Genomic DNA, 17,767 nt, shown 5'->3' with positions numbered 1-17,767 from the left:
CAATGAGCAGCTTGAAGTTCCCTGGAGATCGCGAGCTTGATTTTATTGCTTTGGGCAGAGCTTGCGTCGATTTGAATGCCAATGAAATTAACCGCCCGATGGAAGAGACTGTGACGTTTACCAAATATGTCGGTGGTTCTCCGGCGAACATTACAATTGCACTGTCCCGACTCGGTGCCCGTACAGGTTTTATCGGCAAAATTGCGGATGATGCGCTTGGCCGGTTTATCAAGCAGTATATGGATAAGCAAAATATTAACACGGAGAATCTTGTCGTGGATGATACAGGAGCTGTAACTGGGCTGGCTTTAACGGAAATTAAAGCGCCGACCGATTGCAGCATTCTGATGTATCGTGAGCATGCGGCGGACCTTGAGTTGAAGGCGTCCGAGGTGCGTGAAGACCTGATCGCCAAGAGCAAGGCGCTGCTGATTTCCGGTACAGCGCTTGCGAAGAGCCCTTCGCGTGAAGCGGTATTTCAAGCGCTTGCCTATGCCCGCAAGCATAAGGTTGTGACGATTCTCGATATTGATTACCGCGCCTTTACATGGCAGTCGCTTGAGGAAGCAAGCACGTATTGCAATCTGGCAGCCGCACAGTGCGATGTGATTCTTGGAGGCCGTGAGGAGTTCGATATACTGGAACTGACCGCAGGGCCGGACACCAAGACTGATCAGGCAACTGCGGATTACTGGCTGGAAGGCAAAGCTCAAATCGTTGTCGTGAAGCATGGCGGCAACGGCTCCATCGTGTATACGAAGGATGGCACGGTGTACAAGGGTGGCATTTTCCCGGCAAAAAATATGGTAAAAACATTTGGTGCGGGCGATGCCTATGCAGGAGCTTTCATCTACTCTATGTTCCAGAACCGTCCGCTGGATAAATGTCAGGAGTATGGCAGCGCAGCAGCTTCGATTGTTGTATCCAGCCATAGCTGTTCGGATGCAATGCCGACCGTAGAGCAGATCGAAGCATTGATCGCAGCGCACAAGCAAGTTCAAGAATAGGTACGGTCAGCAAGGAGCAGGCTCTCAATCGCGGGCATGAATCAAATCAGCAGGCATGAATCAAGTCAACAAGCACGAATTAAGTCGAGATGCAGAGAAGTCATACTGTGTACGCATAGAAGGATCAAAACCTGTCAGTACAGGAATGGAGGACATAAAAATGAGCACAGAAATCAAACAGGTTCTCAATTTTGTAGGCGGCAAATGGATTGAAGCCACTTCCGGCAAAAGCGACCAAGTAGTCAACCCGGCTACCGGAGAGGTGATTGCATCGGTTCCGTTGTCTTCAACTGCGGATGTAGACCATGCGGTCAAAACAGCGAAGGAGGCGTTCAAAGAGTGGAGTAAAACTCCGGTTCCGCGCCGCGCTCGAATTATGTTTAAATATCAGCAATTGCTGGTGGACAAATGGGATGAGTTGGCCGAGCTGATTACCATCGAGAACGGTAAAAATCTGGCGGAAGCCAAAGGCGAAGTGCAACGTGGGATTGAATGCGTGGAGTTCGCTGCCGGTGCGCCTACCCTGATGATGGGAAGCACGCTGCCAGATATCGCAACAGGTTTGGAATCTACGATGTACCGTTACCCGATCGGGGTTGTCGGCGGTATTACACCGTTTAACTTCCCGATGATGGTGCCTTGCTGGATGTTCCCGCTGGCAATTGCTTGCGGCAATACATTCGTCTTGAAGCCTTCGGAGCGTACTCCGCTGCTGGCTGCTCGTCTGGCCGAACTGCTTCAGGAAGCCGGATTGCCTGATGGTGTATTCAACATCGTGAACGGTGCTCATGATGTCGTAAACGGATTGCTGGAGCATGAGCAAGTGAGCGCAATCTCCTTCGTCGGTTCCCAGCCTGTAGCGGAATATGTGTACAAAACAGCAGCAGCTCACGGCAAGCGTGTGCAAGCTCTGGGCGGAGCGAAAAACCACTCCATCGTTTTGCCGGATGCCAACATGGATCTGACCGTTAAAGAAATCATCAATGCAGCGTTCGGTTCTGCGGGTGAAAGATGTATGGCGGCTTCCGTGGTTGTGGCAGTTGGCGATACGGCGGATCAGCTTGTAGAGCGTCTGCTGGATGCCGCGAAGCAGCTTACTATCGGCAATGGACTGGAGAAGAATAACTTCCTCGGGCCGGTTATCCGCGGCGTGCACAAAGAGCGCACGATCTCTTACATCGAGAAGGGTGTCGAGGAAGGCGCGGAGTTGAAGCTGGATGGACGTACGAATGCGGAAGCCCAAGGCCAAGGCTACTTCGTAGGCCCTACAATCTTTGACCATGCGAAGCCAGGCATGAAGATCTGGAACGATGAAATCTTTGCTCCAGTGCTGCAAATTGTTCGTGTTGACACCTTGGATGAAGCAATCGAACTGACCAATAAATCCGAATTCGCCAACGGTGCGTGTCTGTACACTTCCGGCCTCAGCGCGGTCAGACAGTTCAGAGAGACTATCGATGCGGGTATGCTGGGGATTAACGTAGGCGTTCCGGCGCCTATGGCATTTTTCCCATTCTCCGGCTACAAGAAATCGTTCTATGGCGACTTGCATGCAAACGGCAAAGATGGCGTGGAGTTCTTCACTCGCAAGAAAATGATCGTTGCCCGTTATTAATTCGCAGGGAAAGAAAGGAAGGCACACGAATGGAGCACATCAAGCTGGGTATTATTGGAGCGGGCCGCATCGGCAAGCTTCATGCTGAAAATTTGAAAAACCTGCCGCAAGTTAAAATCAAGGCGATTTCCGACTTGTTCGCAGACACGATAAAAGATTGGGCAGCATCCTGCGGTATCGAGAATGTAAGCAAGGATTACCAGAGCATTATCCAGGATGAGGAGATTGATGCAATCCTGATCTGCTCTCCGACGGATACGCATATTTCGATTATTAAAGAAGCGGCCGAGGCAGGCAAGCATATTTTCTGTGAGAAGCCGATCAGCTTCAACTTGCAGGAGACAGCAGAAATTGTAGAGCTGGTGCAAAATCATGGCGTGAAGTTTCAGACAGGCTTCAACCGCAGATTCGACCATAATATGAGCCGTGTACAAGAGCTGGTACGCGCAGGTAAAATCGGCGATCCTCACTTGCTGAAGATCACTTCCAGAGACCCTGCACCGCCTCATCCGGACTACATTCCTAGCTCGGGCGGCCTGTTTATCGATATGGCGATCCACGATTTTGACCTGGCACGCTTCATGATGGACAGCGATGTCGTCGAGGTATACGCGCAAGGCGCGGTTCTGATCGATCAAGCATTTGCCAAGCATAATGATGTGGATACGGCGACAATCTCCCTGCGCTTTGCTAATGGCGCGCTTGGCGTAATCGACAACAGCCGCAAAGCACATTACTATGATCAGCGTGTGGAGGTGTTCGGTTCCGAGGGCTGTCTGAACATTCAGAACGACTTCCCGAACTCCGCCGAGCTGTACACCAGTGAAGGAGTTTTCAAAGATAAGCCGTTGTACTTCTTCCTGGAGCGCTACAACAACGCCTATATCAAAGAAATCGAAGCTTTCGTGGATGCGATTGTTGCGAATAATCTCGTCCCTGTAACAGCTAATGACGGCTACCAGGCTGAGCTGATTGCACATGCTGCCAAGCTGTCCCTGAAGGAGAACCGTCCGGTTGCTCTGAAGGAGCTTGCTGCGCTGTAATGGAGTACGTTTAACATTTTAGCGGGAAAAAGTCCTCTCTGGGAGGACTTTTTCCCGTTTTGTCTATCAAATGGTGGACACAGGGGGGGATATACTTCCCTGACATATAGGAAGATTAGAGATCTGTATATAGTTCATTTTTCTGTGCTGATTCTATATCTGGTAAAGGGGATTTGAACCATATCAATATCCCGGAGTCCACCATCTGACCAAGGAACAATATGACCAAAGAGTCAGCGAACTGAACGATCATGTTGCCAAGCTGATTTTTTTCTTGACTCCCACGTTACGTTATACTTTATAGTAACCAGTGAAGGGAGTTGAAGCGATGGCAATGAAGGTGAAGGAAGTGGCTGATTTGACCGGGATCAGTGTGCGCACACTGCATCATTATGATGAAATTGGCCTGCTGCATCCGGAGGAGACGACAGGAGCCGGCTATCGTCTTTACTCGGATCGCAATTTGGAAATGCTTCAGCAAATTTTGTTTTTCCGAGAGCTTGGCTTCCCTTTGAAGAAAATCAAGGACATCGTGACGAATCCGTCTTTTGATCGGCTGGAATCACTGACGCTACACCGCAAAATGATGCTGGAAAAACGCAATCGCATCGAGCAGATGCTCGCCACCATTGATAAAACGATTCAACACGCTAAAGGAGAGATTGCAATGACCCGCAAGGAGAAATTCGAAGGCTTTGATTTCAGTCATAATCCGTACGAGCAAGAGGCAAGAGCGCGCTGGGGAAATGAAGCTGTAGAGGAATCCAACGCCACGCTGCAGGGTTTGAGCAAGGAAGAGCAGAAAGTAATGGGGGACAGAATGAATGACATTTATATCCATTTGGCGTCACTGCGCCATGTCTTACCGGACTCGGGAGCAGCGCAAGCGGCAATCAAGGAATGGTATGACTTCCTGAACAGTGGTGTTGTAGGGCATCACTATTCATTAGAAGCATTCAAGGGCCTCGGGCAAATGTATGTAGATGATGAACGCTTCACAAAAAATATTGATAAATTCGGAGAAGGATTGGCGCTATTTATGCGGGATGCAATGGCCGCCTTCGCCGACTCAAACAAGGAAAGTTGACGCTGTAGTGAGTACCGCGGGTCAAACATTCTTCGGTCCTCTCAAGGAGTTGACGCCGGAAAATAACGAAATTACGATCCTGAACAAATAAGTTCAAAAAATTTCAGACGAAGCATGGGCCAAACTTTAACCCTACAAACATAAGATCAGTCCCAAAGGACATCTCTGTCCACGATTAATGCACCTGGAACGAAAAGAGAAGCTCCATCCCGGAATTCTGTCTGGGAAAAGGGGCGGCTGCAATGATCCGCGAAACGGCAAGCGTCTGGAAAGACTTCTTGCCCCAATCCAGCACGCGCACTTTCCCGTTTCTGACGGAATACACGGCCACCCGTCTTCTCGTGGATATTCCCTTGCTATCCTTGTAGACTATTTCAACGTTGCGTCCGATGTAAGGTTCAATTATCATTACCTTCGCCTCCAATAGGAACATTTGTTCTTATTATAATACGAATGAATGTTCGAATTCAAGAGGGGGGTTCAAAATGTTCCCCCTCCTATTAACCTTTCACACGGCGGCCCTGATCGTAAGCCATTCGTTCAACCTATATCCTTATACGTATTATTAAACTTGCATATTCTCATTCAACCTTTTTGAAAGGCGAAGTTTTTTTCATGTGATCAGCACCGTCATTTAACTATATTCCGAAATGATATCGCCTTGAAGGAAATGTAACTCGTATTACAGAATTCCCCCATGCAATATTGTATACTAAGATCAAGAAATGAAAACAAGGGAAAGCGTGGGGGACAAATGAAAAAGAAAATGATATTGTCCATGGCTGGTATGATGGTATTCGGTTTTGTAGCTGGAGCGGGTCTGATGCTTAATGATCAAGCGTATCTGTCGGTAAAAGGCGTTATTAATGGCGGGGGAACGAATAATGCTGTCATAGGGAGCGGTGTCGGGTCCATGGATATCAATTCCATGGATATTGAGACCGCAATGATGATGGTACAGAGCAACCGTGCTCAATTGCTGGATGCGCAAGTGAAAGCTCAGATGGAAACCATTCAGAACCGAAATAAACAAATCATTGAATTAAATAATTTGATTTTGGCGAGTACAGAGGCAATGAACAATATAGTTAATGAAAACTGCGTATACAAGAGCAGCGATTCTGTAGACCGATTGTATGGCATGGGCGTAATCACATCGAGGAAAAATGAATTTAAACGCAGCGAGATCGAAACCATTATTCAGCAACTGAAGGGCATGGTTGATGCTATGAACAGTTCTCAGCAAATGGATATGTTGCGCCTGCAAAGCATAACTAACAAGCGAAACGAGTCCTTGGATATACTGACGAATTTTTCGAAAAAAATGCAGGATCAACGCAGCTCGATTATCGGGAATATACGGTAATTAGAAGACGAATCTGCTACTGAATCTGTTATAATAGAAGAGAAAATCGAAGGAATCTGTCCGGAGTGGCGGATTCCTTTTGTCTATGGAGAGGAACGAATGAACAGAACGGTTGAATTTTTGCAGGGACATCTGCTCCTCCATGCAGTCCCGGAACAAGAGCTGGAGAAGGCTGCCGCGGCGATGTTCGAGGTTGAGTTTCATCCTGGTGACTCCTTGATCAGGGAAGGCGCGGTCGGAGATTGCTGTTATTTCATCCTGAGCGGAGAGGCGCTCGTCTCGACACATAATCTGACCGGCAAGCCGATCGTGCTCGATGTACTGAAAGCAGGCTCGCTGCTCGGAGAGATTGCGCTTATTATGCAGGAGAAGCGGACGGCCGATGTGAAGGCAATGGGCAAAGTCAAAGCATTGTGTCTGAAGACAGAGGCATTCACACGGCTTTCGGAGGCGAGCCCGCTGTTCTATGAAAGTCTGTTGTATTCCGCAAGAATTCGCCTCGTTCACGGATTGCTCCGCAAGGCGACGGTCTGGTCTGCCATTGAAGATAAAGAGCTGCGCGGCCTGGCTGAAATCACGGAATGGAAGAAGGTTGCGCAAGGGGAGACAATTATCCGGGAGGGCAGCCAGTCGGAGCATATCTATATGATAGCCCGCGGACGCTTCGAGGTCCGGTTGAGCGGTCGCCGCGAGACGGTGCTGGGCAGCGGAGATTGCTTCGGCGAGGCGGACCTGCTATTGGGCGGTCCTCACACTGGCCATGTGACGGCTTTGGAGAATGGGGAATTGCTGATTATGGGGCGGGAGGAATTCCACTATATACTCCAGCAGTATGAACACGTCCGCAGACAGTTGATGGAAATGGTACGTCTTCGTTATCCGGAGCTTGGAGCGTCTGTGGAAGCAGAACGGACAGCTTCTGATCCGGGGCTGGGAACCGATACACAGGGTCACGCTGCGGACAGCGCCAGGAAGGCAAGAGCAGGAAAGGACCGTTGGATAGACCGGGTGCTTGTATTCGGCGGGCTGTTCATCTTGTTTACGGTATGCGCTGTCTGGCTCCAGCAGCCCGTATGGATAGCAGCCGCTCTGCTGACAGGCGGCCTGACCGGGCCGGTCGCATACGTCTCTTATGTACGCAGCTCTCAGTTGCTCGGTTACCGCGTTCCGCGTCTTGTACTTTCATTCGTGCTGTCCGCTGCAACGGCTGTTCCTGCCGCCTGGTTCATAGAAAGGCAGTGGGTGTACCAGGGAGAGAGGGGGGAGCTGGCTTTCGGCCCGCTTGGCGGTCCGCTGGCAATCAGTCTCATTGAGGAGATCGTGAAGCTGCTCGTATGTTTGCTGCTGCTGCGCGGGCAGAGGAAGCGGTTCATAATGGATGCTCTCGTATTCGGGGCGGCGGTCGGAATGGGCTTTGCCGCGGCGGAAAACATGCTCTATGGCTGGGATTACTTGCAGAGCGGTACAACGACTGATATGCTGGCTGTCTTGTGGGTGCGTACGCTCTTGTCTCCCTTCGGGCACGGGACCTGGACCGCAATCGCGGCGGCTGGCTTATGGTACGGGCTTCGGCATCGCAGCGGAGGAGCATCTTATACGATATGGAATGGCTGCGGGAAAATGGCCGGACTGCTGGGCGCAAGTATCCTGCTGCACGCCCTATGGGACTACCACTATAATAGTGGACTGCTGCGGCTTGCTGCCATGCTGATCATCGGAGCGGCGGGACTTATGCTGCTGTATCGATTGCTGCAAAGGGGAATGAGGGAGGAAACGCAAGCGTTGATGCTGCTTAACCCGGACTTGGAGCAAAGGCAGGAGCGTCATTCGGAAGCGCAGACGGCACTGACAGACTTGCTGCCTGTGGATCGCAATCTCCAATCTCTTGTCTGCGGAGGCTGCGGCACGTTGTCTCCGCAAGATGCCAGCTACTGTGCCCGCTGTGGCCTTGCACTACATGCGCCGGTGCATGTAGACAATTAAATACAAGTATCTTCCTGCCGGGCGTTCTTCATTTTGATTAAAGGTGGTTAATACAATGTCTCGCCAATCCCGTGAAAAAATGATTGAAGGCGCCGTAAAGCTTCTCGCATTGCGAGGGCTTCACGCCGCCTCATTTTCCGAAATTATAGAAGCTACCGGCGCCCCGAGAGGCTCCATTTACCATCACTTCCCCGGCGGAAAAGATCAATTGATAGCAGAAGCTATCAATCTTGCCGGAAGTAAGGCGGTAGCATTTATCCATACATTAGAAGGCCAACCAGCCGAAGTGGTAGGCGCACAGTTTATTGAAATGTGGAGAACCTTGCTAACAACTGCTAAATTTCAAGCAGGGTGCTCTGTGCTGGCCGTGACTGTGGCAGCGGGTTCACAAGACCTGTTAAACCGAGCAGCCGCCGTATTTCGTCAGTGGAGTGATCGACTGACTGAATTACTGGCGGCTGACGGACTTGGCAAGGAAGACGCACAGCGTCTTGCTGCCATATTGATTTCATCTTGTGAAGGCGCCGTAGCGATCAGCCGTGCCCAGCAAACGATGGACACCTTTGAATTGGTAGCAGAGCAGCTGCTTCTTGACATTCGTAGAGCAAAGTCTCAGTCCTGACCGTTGTCCTCCCAGGAGAAGATTACTGGTTCTTGGCAGCAGCGGCTGCAGCAGCTGCTTGAGCTGCGAGAGCGCCAAATTCTTCTTGTCCAAATGCTGTACCGCTGATTCCCCAGCCGCCTTCAGCAGCTTCGGTCAAAATGACCCAAGTGCGTTTTGCCAAGGACTCATCGCCGGAGAGACGGGCAACAATTTCAGTAGCTTCTTTGGTAATCTTTCTTTGACCATCCCGATTGAGCGCCCCAGGAGGGGTAATGATTTGAATTCGGACATTGTTAGCCGAATTGGTGCTTCCAGTGTGAATCGCTTGAGGGCTCAGGCGATGAATAAAGACAGCAGTGTTGCTCAGATGGAACGGACCTGGCGTTTCAACTCCTTCAGCGCGAAGCACAGCGTGCGCCAGCTCTGTTCCAAGCTGGTTATCGGCCTCAGCCGGGAAAAGGTTATCTGGTGCGTAAACATCGATCATTGGCATGTTCATCTACTCCTTTAGTTTTTAACTTTAAATAATTATGACGATCATCATAATTGTATTCTATACTATGACGATCGTCATAGTCAATGGGAAGAATAGGTGAACATTAATTTTATTTCACCACGAAACGAAGTTTTGCCCGTCTTGTGACGGGCAAAACTTCGTTTATGCTTGTCTCCTATACTTTGCCGCCGGGTGAGAATCAGGCAATCTTCCGCTGTCAGCGCTATACAAACGTTCTCTGAACGTAGTTCCTTCCTCGTATTCCTTGCGGAAAACACCTCTTTTTTGTAATTCAGGTACAACCAGATCGATAAAATCTTCTAATGTCCCCGGTGAAATCACCTGTCTGACATTAAATCCATCGAGGTCTGTTTCCTCAATCCATTGTTGAAGCTGATCTGCAATTTCAGTTGCGGTGCCAACTACATACAAGCCTGTCCCTCTCAAGTGATTCAATGACTGGCGAATTTCTCCGACAGTCCGGGGATTTGGCGCATTCTTGGAAAACCTCTCCGCAATCGACTGAACATGGTTTCTAGGGCCTTCCAGATAGGAATCATCTGAATAGGCAGCCAGGTCATACCCTGTGCCAGAACCGAAAAGAACCATTGCTCCTTCATGGGAATAGTAGGAAGAGAGTACTTTCATCTTTTGCTCTGCTTCTTCCCGCGTTTCCCCGACCACGGCTACTAATGGTGTAAAAAACTTGATCTTTGACGGATCGCGGCCAATCTCTTCCGCTTGTCTGCGAATATCAGCAATCTGGCGCTTCATAATGGACGTATCTGTACCGGTAACAAATACGCATTCTGCGTGCCGGGCGGCGAATGCCTTGCCTCTTGAAGAGGTGCCCGCCTGGTAAAGAACAGGGGTTCGTTGCAGGGAAGGCTCGCTCATATGAGGACCCTGTACATTAAAATATTTCCCGTTATGCTCGATTTTATGAACTTTATTAGGATCCGAATAGATGCGATTATTTTTATCGATAATTACGGCGTTATCTTCCCAACTTCCTTCCCAAAGCTTGTAGACGACTTCAAGGAATTCCTCAGCCAGTTCATACCGTTCATCATGATTCATCATTTCACTGTATCCGAAATTATGCGCCGCATTAGGAAGGTAGGAGGTTACAATATTCCAGGCAATTCGTCCTTTAGTCAAATGATCCAAAGTGGACATTCTGCGGGCAAATGCAAATGGATGCTCGTATGAGGTGGACGATGTAACCGCAAAACCCAAATGGTTCGTTACGTGAGCCATAGGCGGCACAATAAGAGCCGGGTCATTCGCAGGAATTTGAACAGCGTTCCGCAGAGCCGCATCTTTGCTGTTCCCGTACACATCGTAAATTCCTAATACATCGGCAATAAACAAGGTATCGAACTTTCCACGCTCAAGTAAAGCGGCTAACTCGGTCCAGTATGACAAGTCCTTGTAGCGCCATCGCTGGTCTGCCGGGTGGGCCCATAACCCATGGGATAAATGCCCAAGGCAGTTCATCTCAAATGCGTTTAGATGCAGCTTTTTGGCCATTTTAAATACTCCCTTCAAGCTTACAAATTAAACTGATTTTGTGGCAAAACACCGTTCAAATAATAATTTCCTACATGGTAAAGCTTCCATCGAACCGGGTCATGCAACGTATGAATACGAGCATTGCGCCAGTGGCGGTCGTAATTATATTTCGCATCCATGGACGATGTCCCCGCTACCTCAAATAGGGCGTTGGTCAGCTCAATGGCGGTTTCTGTAGCAATCACTTTAAGCGAAGCGACCAACAATGAGGTATGCTTCACCAATTCCGTAATCTCTTCTTTACGGCTGTCAAATTCATTGCGAATCAGCTCGTTTTCTCGTTCAATGGCTCTGGCGCACTGCTCCAGCAGCGCTTCAGCAGCATTAAGCTTGACGCCCAGCTGACCAAAGCGATGCAGCAGGAAGGAGTCATCCACAGGCTCGGCTGATGGCCCCGCCTGGTTCCGCACGTAGTCGGCTGCGTCCTGCAACGCCGCCCGGGCAATGCCTACGTCCACTGCGGCATGCATGATTTGGCTGAATGCCCCTGAGTAGTGAGGCATTTCAAATCGCTTCCAATGCGACAGCACCCATTCCTTTTGAATCTTTACCTGATCCAGAAGGACAGTCCCGCTCGCCGTTGTTCGTTGTCCGATGCCTGCCCAGTCATCAATGACAGTGACACCTTTTGCATCGTGCGGCACAAACACCACGACTGTCCGTTCCTCTTCGTCAGCTGCGAGCACCGGTATCCATGCTGAAAACAGCGCGCCAGTGGAATAGTACTTTTTCCCGGTTAGAATAAATCCTCCATCTTCAGAAGGCAGCAATCTGGTTTGCATGCGGGCGACATCCTTCATGGACTTGACGCCTCTGACACCACGCTCCGACATGGCATTGCCGAATTGAGCCCCGTTCAGAACTTGTGTGAAGAAGAATTTCTTTTGCTCTTCAGTGCCCAGTATTTCGAGCATCTGAATGAACATATGATGGTTCTGAGGAATCTGGCCAATGGACGGGTCCGCTTCTGAAATCAGGCGAAATACTTCGGCCAGGGTTACAACGGAAACTCCGGGTCCACCGTATGTTTTAGGTACAATCAGGCCAAGCAACCCGTCTTCGGATAGCCGCTTGAGTTCCTTGTGGGGAAGCCTTCGCTCACGATCTCTCTCGGAAGCTTCTTGCTTTATAAATTCAGCGTATTCACGGGCGATTTGCAAGGCTTCCTCATCACTGTGAATTTGGCGAACTGTAGTCAGGCTCTCAGTATGTGATTGCGTCATGAGTATTACCCTTTCTTAATTGAGAGATAGCTGGATGGTCTTCAGGGAGTCTGCCACTGGTTCCGCCAAATACTTGCTGGCGCAATGTAGCAGTTTCGTACTCCTTGCGGTAAATACCTCTACGCTGCAGTTCGGGTACAACCAGTTCAACAAAATCTTGCAAGGTCCCTGGAGAGATGACTTGCATTAGATTAAAGCCATCAAGTCCGGTCTGATCGATCCACTGCTCCATCTGGTCGGCTACCTGCTCAGGAGTTCCGACTGCAAGCAGTCCGCGGTTTCCGATTTGCCCCAGTTCATGTTTAATTTCGCCTACGGTTTTAGGCTTGGCAGCATCTTTTGTAAATAAGGCAGCAAGCGATTGTCCATGATTGGTTTCCGTATATTGCAGGTAATCTTCATCCTGGTACTCCGATAAATCATACCCTGTGTTCGCACTGTAATGGAGCACTGCGCCCTCCTGGCTAAAGTAGGAGGAATAATCGGCCAATTTCCTCTGGGCTTCTTCTGTCGTTCTTCCGGTAATTACAGTCAGGACGCCGAATGTTTTGATATGGCCGCTTTTCCTGCCGAACAATGCGGCTTGTCTGTGAATATCCTCGACGTTGCGCTTGATGACTTCCGGCCTGTAACCGCCAATAAAGACGCATTCCGCGTGTTTTGCAGCCAACTCTTTCCCTTTGCCAGATGTTCCCGCCTGATAGATCAGAGGGGTCCGCTGGAGAGACGGTTCGCTTAAATGAGGTCCGGGGACCGAGAAATGTTTACCCTTGTGATCGATAAAATTCACTTTAGAAGGTTCCACATAAAGCTGGTTCGCCCAATCCTTGACCACAGCGTCATCATCCCAACTGTGCTCCCACAATTTGTAGCATACTTCCAGGAATTCATCTGCAATCTCATAGCGTTCATCATGCTTGACCGAATCGGTCAGACCAAAATTGTAGGCGGAGCTTTGGAGGGTTGAAGTGACAACGTTCCAGGCAATCCGGCCTTTGGTTAGATGATCGAGAGTGGACATGCGCCTGGCAAAAGAAAAAGGTTGTTCATACGTTGTTGAAGCCGTCATGGCAAAGCCGAGGTGTTTCGTAACCATTGCCATGACAGGGATTACAAGCATGGGGTCATTAGCCGGTATTTGCACGCCAAGACGAACGGCCGGATCTGCACTCTGCTCGTAGGTATCATAAATGCCCAGGACATCAGCAAGGAAAAGGGCATCGAATTTGCCCTTTTCCAATAATTGCGCCAGCTGTGTCCAATATGATAAATCTTTATAACGGGTACGCTGATCTTCCGGATGCGCCCATAGACCATGGGACAAATGACCCGGGCAATTCATTTCAAAGGCATTGAGATGAATCTGTTTTTTCATATGCGCTCCTCCTTTGCAAGCAGGACTTATTTCAATTTCCATTTGAATGAATCGCTATACTTTTCTCCCAAAAGTTTCTTCACTTCATCGGAAGCGAACGCTTTGGCAACGGTTTGAATGTTAACATCATTTTGGTTGTCGACTCTGGCTGCCAACACTACTAAAAAGTCGTCGCCTTCATATTTTTCCTTAATAATGGCATCCTTGGCCGGAATAAGATTTGCTTTCAATGCGTAAGTCCCCTGCATGGCAGTAAGATCGGAATCATTGTAAGCCTGAGAGAGCAGCATTTGATCGACTTCGACGATTTTATAGTTCTTTTTGTTTTCCACAATGTCTTGCTTGGAGCCGTGGATTCCGGTGCCGTCCTTGAGTTTAATCAGCCCGTAGCTTTCCAGCAAAGCAAGCGAACGGCCGCTGTTGCCCGGGTCTGCAGGGATCGTGATTACCGCGCCTTCAGGCAATTCATCAATCGTTTTATATTTTTTGGAGTAGGCTCCAAAGATAGAGGTGAAGGATGTCGAGAGTGGAACCAGGTCCATATTGTTGCTCTTATTGAACTGTTCAAGATAAGCAAGAGACTGATAATAATTCACATCGATTTCCTTATTGTTGAGCGCCTGGTTCGGAATAGTCACATCTGTGAATGCTTTGAGCTGTAAGTTGATGCCTTGTGTTTTCAAGTTTTCTTGCACCAGCTTGACGATATCGCCGTATGGAGGAAGATCCACGTATCCGACTGAAATGTCTACGGGATGCTCAGGGGAAGCCGGGCTAGCAGTTGCAGCTCCATTTGTATCGGATTTTCCGCAAGCGCCAAGCAGCAAGGTGAGTAATGCAACAACGGTCAGTAAGATTGTCTTTTTCATGTCGATGTCTCCTATAGTTTGAATTTTCTTGGTGTTATAGAAACGCCGGTTTAAGAATAACTGGACGGCGTTGGTCCCTGATCGTTAAGATGCCAGTTGCCTACGGTACGCAATTTGTAGTCAGCAGGGTTATGCAGCGTATGGGTTCTGACATTCCGCCAAAAACGGTCATATCCAAAACCGCGGGCAGCTGAGCGGGCCCCCATAACCTCAAAGACACGCGAGCTCACTTCCAGCCCGACTTGTCCGGCAAAGACGTTGGCGGCTGCAGCAAGAACCGCGGCTTCACTGCGTTCGTCTGACGTGAGCTCATTCCCTTTCTCCCAAATGGCGTCTATGCTTTCCAGTGAACGGTCTGCCAGACTGATCGCAGCTTCGGTCTGAACCCAATACTCGCCATAATTTCGCAGAATATAAGGGTCCTCTGACGCGGCCTCTACCCCGGATGCATTCCATGCCCGTGCTTTGGAACGGGTATAATTTTTAGCCTCTTTCAACGCCCCGATCGCACAGCCGATAAATACTTGGGTAAGCACACTCTGGGATAAAATCGAACCAATAGTGCTGAATGGGATAAGCGGGCTGACAATGCGCGAAGCCGCCTCATCAGGGTAGATTTCCACATTTTCAAAGCTGACGGTACCGCTTCCTGTCTGGCGTTGGCCGATGTGGTCCCAATCGTCGTGAATCGTCACTCCTTTTCGCGATGAAGGGATATTTGCCACAAAAAAGGATTCATTGTCATCCGGATCTATCCACATTAGCGTGAGTATGTCCGAATCCGGGGAGCCGGAGCTAAACGATTTATGACCGTTTGCCACGAAGCTTGCGCCTTGGACGCTGCTTTTTCTGATTTCCAGGTTTTTGTCCAGCGGGTTGGCCGAGTTTCCCCAGAACCAGTTGTTCGATGCGGAAGCTGTTAAATGCCGTTTGGCAAAATCGCGGTCGTGGTTGCTTAGTGTATAAAATATAGCGAAGTTGTGATAGGCGAACAGGTGCCCAAGCGATGAATCAGCTGTAGAGAGGACCCTGGTAACCTGCATCACTGCTGACCATGTCTGCCCATGACCTCCCCATTCCTTCGGTATCAACAGGTTCAAAAGGCCGCTGTCCCGTAAAGCATCGCGCTGCGCTTTCGGCGTTCCTCCGAGCTGATCTCGCTCAATGGCATCCTTTTCAAACAAGTCTGCCAGCTCCTGCGCACGGCGAATGAAATCCTGGTCCACTGTTGTCACGCTCATGATTTCAACCTCTCCTCTATAGTCGTTTGTCTAGCTTGCGCACAAAGTAATTGCCGGTGAACTGCAGGATTTGAACAAATATGATGATGATTACAATGGTGAAGATCATAACGTCCATCTGGTAACGATAGTAGCCATAGCGAATGGCGAAGTCCCCGATTCCGCCGCCGCCTACCATCCCAGCAACTGCAGAGTAGGAGAGGAAACTGACGGTGATGATCGTAATGGAGCTTGCAATCCCCGAGCGAGCCTCGCTGAATAATACCTTCCAGATAATTTGAAAATGGTTGGCGCCCATCGATTCCGCCGCCTCAATAATGCCTCTGTTCACTTCCAATAAAGACTGTTCCACAAAACGAGCGAAATATGGAACTGCGCCTATAACCATCGGAACGGTGGCTGCGGTTGTTCCAATCGAAGTGCCCACAATCAATCTTGTAATCGGGATGATTGCAACCATCAGGATCAAAAATGGAAACGACCGGATCAAATTGACGATGCCGTTAAGCAGCGCATTCAGAATGGGGGCCTTGATAACAGAGCCAGGGCGGCTGTAATACAAGATTGTCCCCAAGGGGAGGCCGAGGAGCACCGCGAACCCTACCGTTATAACCAGCATGTACAGGGTCTCGCCGAACGCAATTTGAATCTCCGGCAAAACCGATATAATATTGTCAAACATATACAACCTCGCTCTCAATCACAGGATTGCTCTCGCCTAATAATATTTTGGATATATTAGTGAGCGGCTTATACGATTTGTCGTTCATATGGAACTTCTCCACAATCGTTCCTTTTTCCATAACGGCTACTTTATGGCAGATCGATTTGACGACGTTCATTTCGTGGGTCACAATGACAATCGTGATGCCCAGTTTTTCATTAATCTGTTTTAAATAATAGAGAATGCTTTCCTTCGTTTGCGGATCGACAGCTGATGTCGGCTCGTCGCAAAGCAGTACCTTGGGATTATTGGCAAGTGCTCTGGCAATCGCAACCCGCTGTTTTTGCCCTCCGCTGAGCTTAGTTGGATATTCATTGACTTTGTCGAGCAAATCTACAATCTCGAGGCACTCAAGGATGCGTTCTTTTCGCTGTTTCTTGGGATATCCGGAAATTTCAAGAGGCAAGGACACATTGTTGAATACGGTTCTGTTCGTCAGCAGGTTAAAATGCTGGAACACCATCGCCGTCTTCATGCGTTTTTTAAGCAACTGTTGTCTTGGCAACTGGGTCAAATCATCGCCTTCAAGCAAGACCGTTCCTTTATCCGGCTTTTCAAGCAAATTGATTGTGCGAAGCAAAGTCGACTTCCCGGCGCCGCTGAACCCGATGATCCCGTAGATATCGCTTTTCTCAATTTCCAGGGATGCCGATACAATAGCCTGTAGAGGGCCACTAGGGGTGTCAAAGGTTTTGCTGACATCATTTAATACGATCATCGTATTCCTCCTTTATATCGTAAAATCGCAAGCCCAGCCAAAATCGAAAAGCCGGCTTTTCGAGTCGAAAATACGGCTTCGTCGGCTCACCGAATCATGTGGCTCCATGGTCACGCCATGCTTCCAGTTAACTGGTGAGCAGATATTCTTTCCATTTTAACCATCAGCTTTTGAAATTCTTAGTAAATATATGGTTCGCATCATTAAATTTAACTAATCCAATTGATGAAGTTGGAATTAACCTTATTATATCTAGCAATCTTATTTTGACAACAAACACATTTCATGAATATGTTGGGTAAAAAACACTTTTAACTCCTAATATCTGATTAATCGGAAATAATCCTATACTCCAGATCAAAGTGTCTGAGAGAATACAAAATGATTCTATTTTTATTATTGTCGACTAAACAACAAAATTTGACTTCATGTCGGTATGACTGAAATTAAAATTCCATTCTTTGGAGAAAGTAGGTTGCAAATTAAGTTAAAATGTAATGTCCATCACAGAAACTGGGGCGGCAACGGCTTATTGTATAGGAGGAGAATAATCCTGAGCAGGAGGCTGGGACGATGAGTTGGACGGTAGAGGAAGCGTACGAAACCTATGATGTATTCAAAATACGTGTGGCGGAGGATACGGAGTTCCGATCGCTGGCGCTAAAGGACCCCGAGGCGGCGGTGAAGCAGCTGTCAGGCCTCGATCTGCCTGATAATTTGGAATTGCTGGTAACAGAAAATATAAACGGGGAACTCGAGGTAGCGATGAAATTTCTATTGCCGGCCGATCGGGTATCATTTTTTATTGCTTTGCGGTTATGCTAAAATAAATAATTAGCAC

General features: G+C 48.8%; 17 protein-coding genes. 8 read left to right on the top strand and 9 right to left on the bottom strand.

The features are described from left to right. Window positions 1-2: 2 nt before the first annotated feature. From iolC to JFN88_RS14365, 4 genes are all read left to right on the top strand, one after another. On the top strand, window positions 3-1,007 hold the full coding sequence (gene iolC / locus JFN88_RS14380) for a 5-dehydro-2-deoxygluconokinase (protein ID WP_199019992.1): 1,005 nt from the start codon (window positions 3-5) through the stop codon (window positions 1,005-1,007). A 160-nt stretch (window positions 1,008-1,167) separates the two neighbouring features. After that, window positions 1,168-2,622 (top strand): CoA-acylating methylmalonate-semialdehyde dehydrogenase, encoded by a 1,455-nt coding sequence (locus tag JFN88_RS14375; RefSeq protein ID WP_233167860.1) that lies wholly within the window; start codon window positions 1,168-1,170, stop codon window positions 2,620-2,622. Between the two features lie 29 nt (window positions 2,623-2,651). Beyond that, the gene (gene iolG, locus JFN88_RS14370) at window positions 2,652-3,665 is read left to right on the top strand and encodes an inositol 2-dehydrogenase (protein ID WP_199019991.1); all 1,014 of its coding nucleotides are present in this window, start codon (window positions 2,652-2,654) and stop codon (window positions 3,663-3,665) included. Between the two features lie 328 nt (window positions 3,666-3,993). Continuing rightward, complete coding sequence (locus tag JFN88_RS14365; RefSeq protein ID WP_199019990.1) at window positions 3,994-4,752, top strand: MerR family transcriptional regulator; 759 nt, start codon at window positions 3,994-3,996, stop codon at window positions 4,750-4,752. Window positions 4,753-4,927: 175 nt separating this feature from the next. Here JFN88_RS14365 and JFN88_RS14360 read toward each other — a convergent pair whose 3' ends face one another. Next, complete coding sequence (locus JFN88_RS14360) at window positions 4,928-5,161, bottom strand: hypothetical protein (RefSeq protein ID WP_199019989.1); 234 nt, start codon at window positions 5,159-5,161, stop codon at window positions 4,928-4,930. Window positions 5,162-5,506: 345 nt separating this feature from the next. Between JFN88_RS14360 and JFN88_RS14355 the strand changes: the two genes are divergently transcribed. The 3 genes from JFN88_RS14355 to JFN88_RS14345 all read left to right on the top strand — a co-directional run bounded on the left by JFN88_RS14355 (window position 5,507) and on the right by JFN88_RS14345 (window position 8,723). Then, window positions 5,507-6,118 carry a hypothetical protein gene (locus JFN88_RS14355; RefSeq protein ID WP_199019988.1) on the top strand — a complete coding sequence of 204 codons (612 nt, stop codon included), beginning with the start codon at window positions 5,507-5,509 and terminating at the stop codon, window positions 6,116-6,118. Between the two features lie 99 nt (window positions 6,119-6,217). Next, the gene (locus JFN88_RS14350) at window positions 6,218-8,101 is read left to right on the top strand and encodes a cyclic nucleotide-binding domain-containing protein (protein WP_199019987.1); all 1,884 of its coding nucleotides are present in this window, start codon (window positions 6,218-6,220) and stop codon (window positions 8,099-8,101) included. A 55-nt stretch (window positions 8,102-8,156) separates the two neighbouring features. Continuing rightward, window positions 8,157-8,723: a TetR/AcrR family transcriptional regulator gene (locus JFN88_RS14345; protein WP_199019986.1), complete on the top strand. Its 567-nt coding sequence runs from the start codon at window positions 8,157-8,159 to the stop codon at window positions 8,721-8,723. A 22-nt stretch (window positions 8,724-8,745) separates the two neighbouring features. Here the strand turns inward: JFN88_RS14345 and JFN88_RS14340 are convergent, their stop codons facing one another. From JFN88_RS14340 to JFN88_RS14305, 8 genes are all read right to left on the bottom strand, one after another. Further along, window positions 8,746-9,198 carry a tautomerase family protein gene (locus JFN88_RS14340; protein WP_199019985.1) on the bottom strand — a complete coding sequence of 151 codons (453 nt, stop codon included), beginning with the start codon at window positions 9,196-9,198 and terminating at the stop codon, window positions 8,746-8,748. Window positions 9,199-9,363: 165 nt separating this feature from the next. Further along, window positions 9,364-10,734: an LLM class flavin-dependent oxidoreductase gene (locus JFN88_RS14335; RefSeq protein WP_199019984.1), complete on the bottom strand. Its 1,371-nt coding sequence runs from the start codon at window positions 10,732-10,734 to the stop codon at window positions 9,364-9,366. A gap of 20 nt (window positions 10,735-10,754) precedes the next feature. Then, entirely contained in the window at window positions 10,755-11,999 is a 1,245-nt protein-coding gene (locus tag JFN88_RS14330) for an SfnB family sulfur acquisition oxidoreductase (protein WP_199019983.1), read from the bottom strand. After that, a complete protein-coding gene (locus tag JFN88_RS14325; protein WP_199019982.1) occupies window positions 11,980-13,374 on the bottom strand; it encodes an LLM class flavin-dependent oxidoreductase in 1,395 nt (464 codons plus the stop codon). The genes JFN88_RS14330 and JFN88_RS14325 overlap by 20 nt, the downstream gene beginning before the upstream one ends. A 26-nt stretch (window positions 13,375-13,400) precedes the next feature. Continuing rightward, complete coding sequence (locus JFN88_RS14320) at window positions 13,401-14,243, bottom strand: MetQ/NlpA family ABC transporter substrate-binding protein (RefSeq protein WP_199019981.1); 843 nt, start codon at window positions 14,241-14,243, stop codon at window positions 13,401-13,403. 50 nt (window positions 14,244-14,293) lie between these two features. Continuing rightward, window positions 14,294-15,484: an acyl-CoA dehydrogenase family protein gene (locus JFN88_RS14315; protein ID WP_199019980.1), complete on the bottom strand. Its 1,191-nt coding sequence runs from the start codon at window positions 15,482-15,484 to the stop codon at window positions 14,294-14,296. A 16-nt stretch (window positions 15,485-15,500) separates the two neighbouring features. Further along, window positions 15,501-16,166, bottom strand: a complete 666-nt coding sequence (locus JFN88_RS14310) for a methionine ABC transporter permease (protein WP_199019979.1) — start codon at window positions 16,164-16,166, stop codon at window positions 15,501-15,503. After that, window positions 16,159-16,926 carry a methionine ABC transporter ATP-binding protein gene (locus JFN88_RS14305; protein WP_199019978.1) on the bottom strand — a complete coding sequence of 256 codons (768 nt, stop codon included), beginning with the start codon at window positions 16,924-16,926 and terminating at the stop codon, window positions 16,159-16,161. The genes JFN88_RS14310 and JFN88_RS14305 overlap by 8 nt, the downstream gene beginning before the upstream one ends. A 573-nt stretch (window positions 16,927-17,499) precedes the next feature. Here JFN88_RS14305 and JFN88_RS14300 point away from each other — a divergent pair. Continuing rightward, entirely contained in the window at window positions 17,500-17,751 is a 252-nt protein-coding gene (locus JFN88_RS14300; protein ID WP_199019977.1) for a hypothetical protein, read from the top strand. Window positions 17,752-17,767 lie beyond the last annotated feature (16 nt).

Origin of the sequence: Paenibacillus roseus, assembly GCF_016424485.1 — a bacterium.
Taxonomy (GTDB): domain Bacteria; phylum Bacillota; class Bacilli; order Paenibacillales; family Paenibacillaceae; genus Paenibacillus_D; species Paenibacillus_D roseus.
Note: the sequence above shows the minus strand (reverse complement) of the source record. Positions and strands in the feature narration are given on the sequence as shown.

Coding starts and splice junctions, on each gene's coding strand:
- JFN88_RS14315 (WP_199019980.1), bottom strand. CDS start 15,484: ATGAGCGTGACAACAGTGGACCAGGATTTCATTCGCCGTGCGCAGGAG.
- JFN88_RS14335 (WP_199019984.1), bottom strand. CDS start 10,734: ATGGCCAAAAAGCTGCATCTAAACGCATTTGAGATGAACTGCCTTGGG.
- JFN88_RS14320 (WP_199019981.1), bottom strand. CDS start 14,243: ATGAAAAAGACAATCTTACTGACCGTTGTTGCATTACTCACCTTGCTG.
- iolC (WP_199019992.1), top strand. CDS start 3: ATGAGCAGCTTGAAGTTCCCTGGAGATCGCGAGCTTGATTTTATTGCT.
- JFN88_RS14305 (WP_199019978.1), bottom strand. CDS start 16,926: ATGATCGTATTAAATGATGTCAGCAAAACCTTTGACACCCCTAGTGGC.
- JFN88_RS14325 (WP_199019982.1), bottom strand. CDS start 13,374: ATGAAAAAACAGATTCATCTCAATGCCTTTGAAATGAATTGCCCGGGT.
- JFN88_RS14360 (WP_199019989.1), bottom strand. CDS start 5,161: ATGATAATTGAACCTTACATCGGACGCAACGTTGAAATAGTCTACAAG.
- JFN88_RS14330 (WP_199019983.1), bottom strand. CDS start 11,999: ATGACGCAATCACATACTGAGAGCCTGACTACAGTTCGCCAAATTCAC.
- JFN88_RS14365 (WP_199019990.1), top strand. CDS start 3,994: ATGGCAATGAAGGTGAAGGAAGTGGCTGATTTGACCGGGATCAGTGTG.
- JFN88_RS14375 (WP_233167860.1), top strand. CDS start 1,168: ATGAGCACAGAAATCAAACAGGTTCTCAATTTTGTAGGCGGCAAATGG.
- iolG (WP_199019991.1), top strand. CDS start 2,652: ATGGAGCACATCAAGCTGGGTATTATTGGAGCGGGCCGCATCGGCAAG.
- JFN88_RS14350 (WP_199019987.1), top strand. CDS start 6,218: ATGAACAGAACGGTTGAATTTTTGCAGGGACATCTGCTCCTCCATGCA.
- JFN88_RS14310 (WP_199019979.1), bottom strand. CDS start 16,166: ATGTTTGACAATATTATATCGGTTTTGCCGGAGATTCAAATTGCGTTC.
- JFN88_RS14345 (WP_199019986.1), top strand. CDS start 8,157: ATGTCTCGCCAATCCCGTGAAAAAATGATTGAAGGCGCCGTAAAGCTT.
- JFN88_RS14355 (WP_199019988.1), top strand. CDS start 5,507: ATGAAAAAGAAAATGATATTGTCCATGGCTGGTATGATGGTATTCGGT.
- JFN88_RS14340 (WP_199019985.1), bottom strand. CDS start 9,198: ATGCCAATGATCGATGTTTACGCACCAGATAACCTTTTCCCGGCTGAG.
- JFN88_RS14300 (WP_199019977.1), top strand. CDS start 17,500: ATGAGTTGGACGGTAGAGGAAGCGTACGAAACCTATGATGTATTCAAA.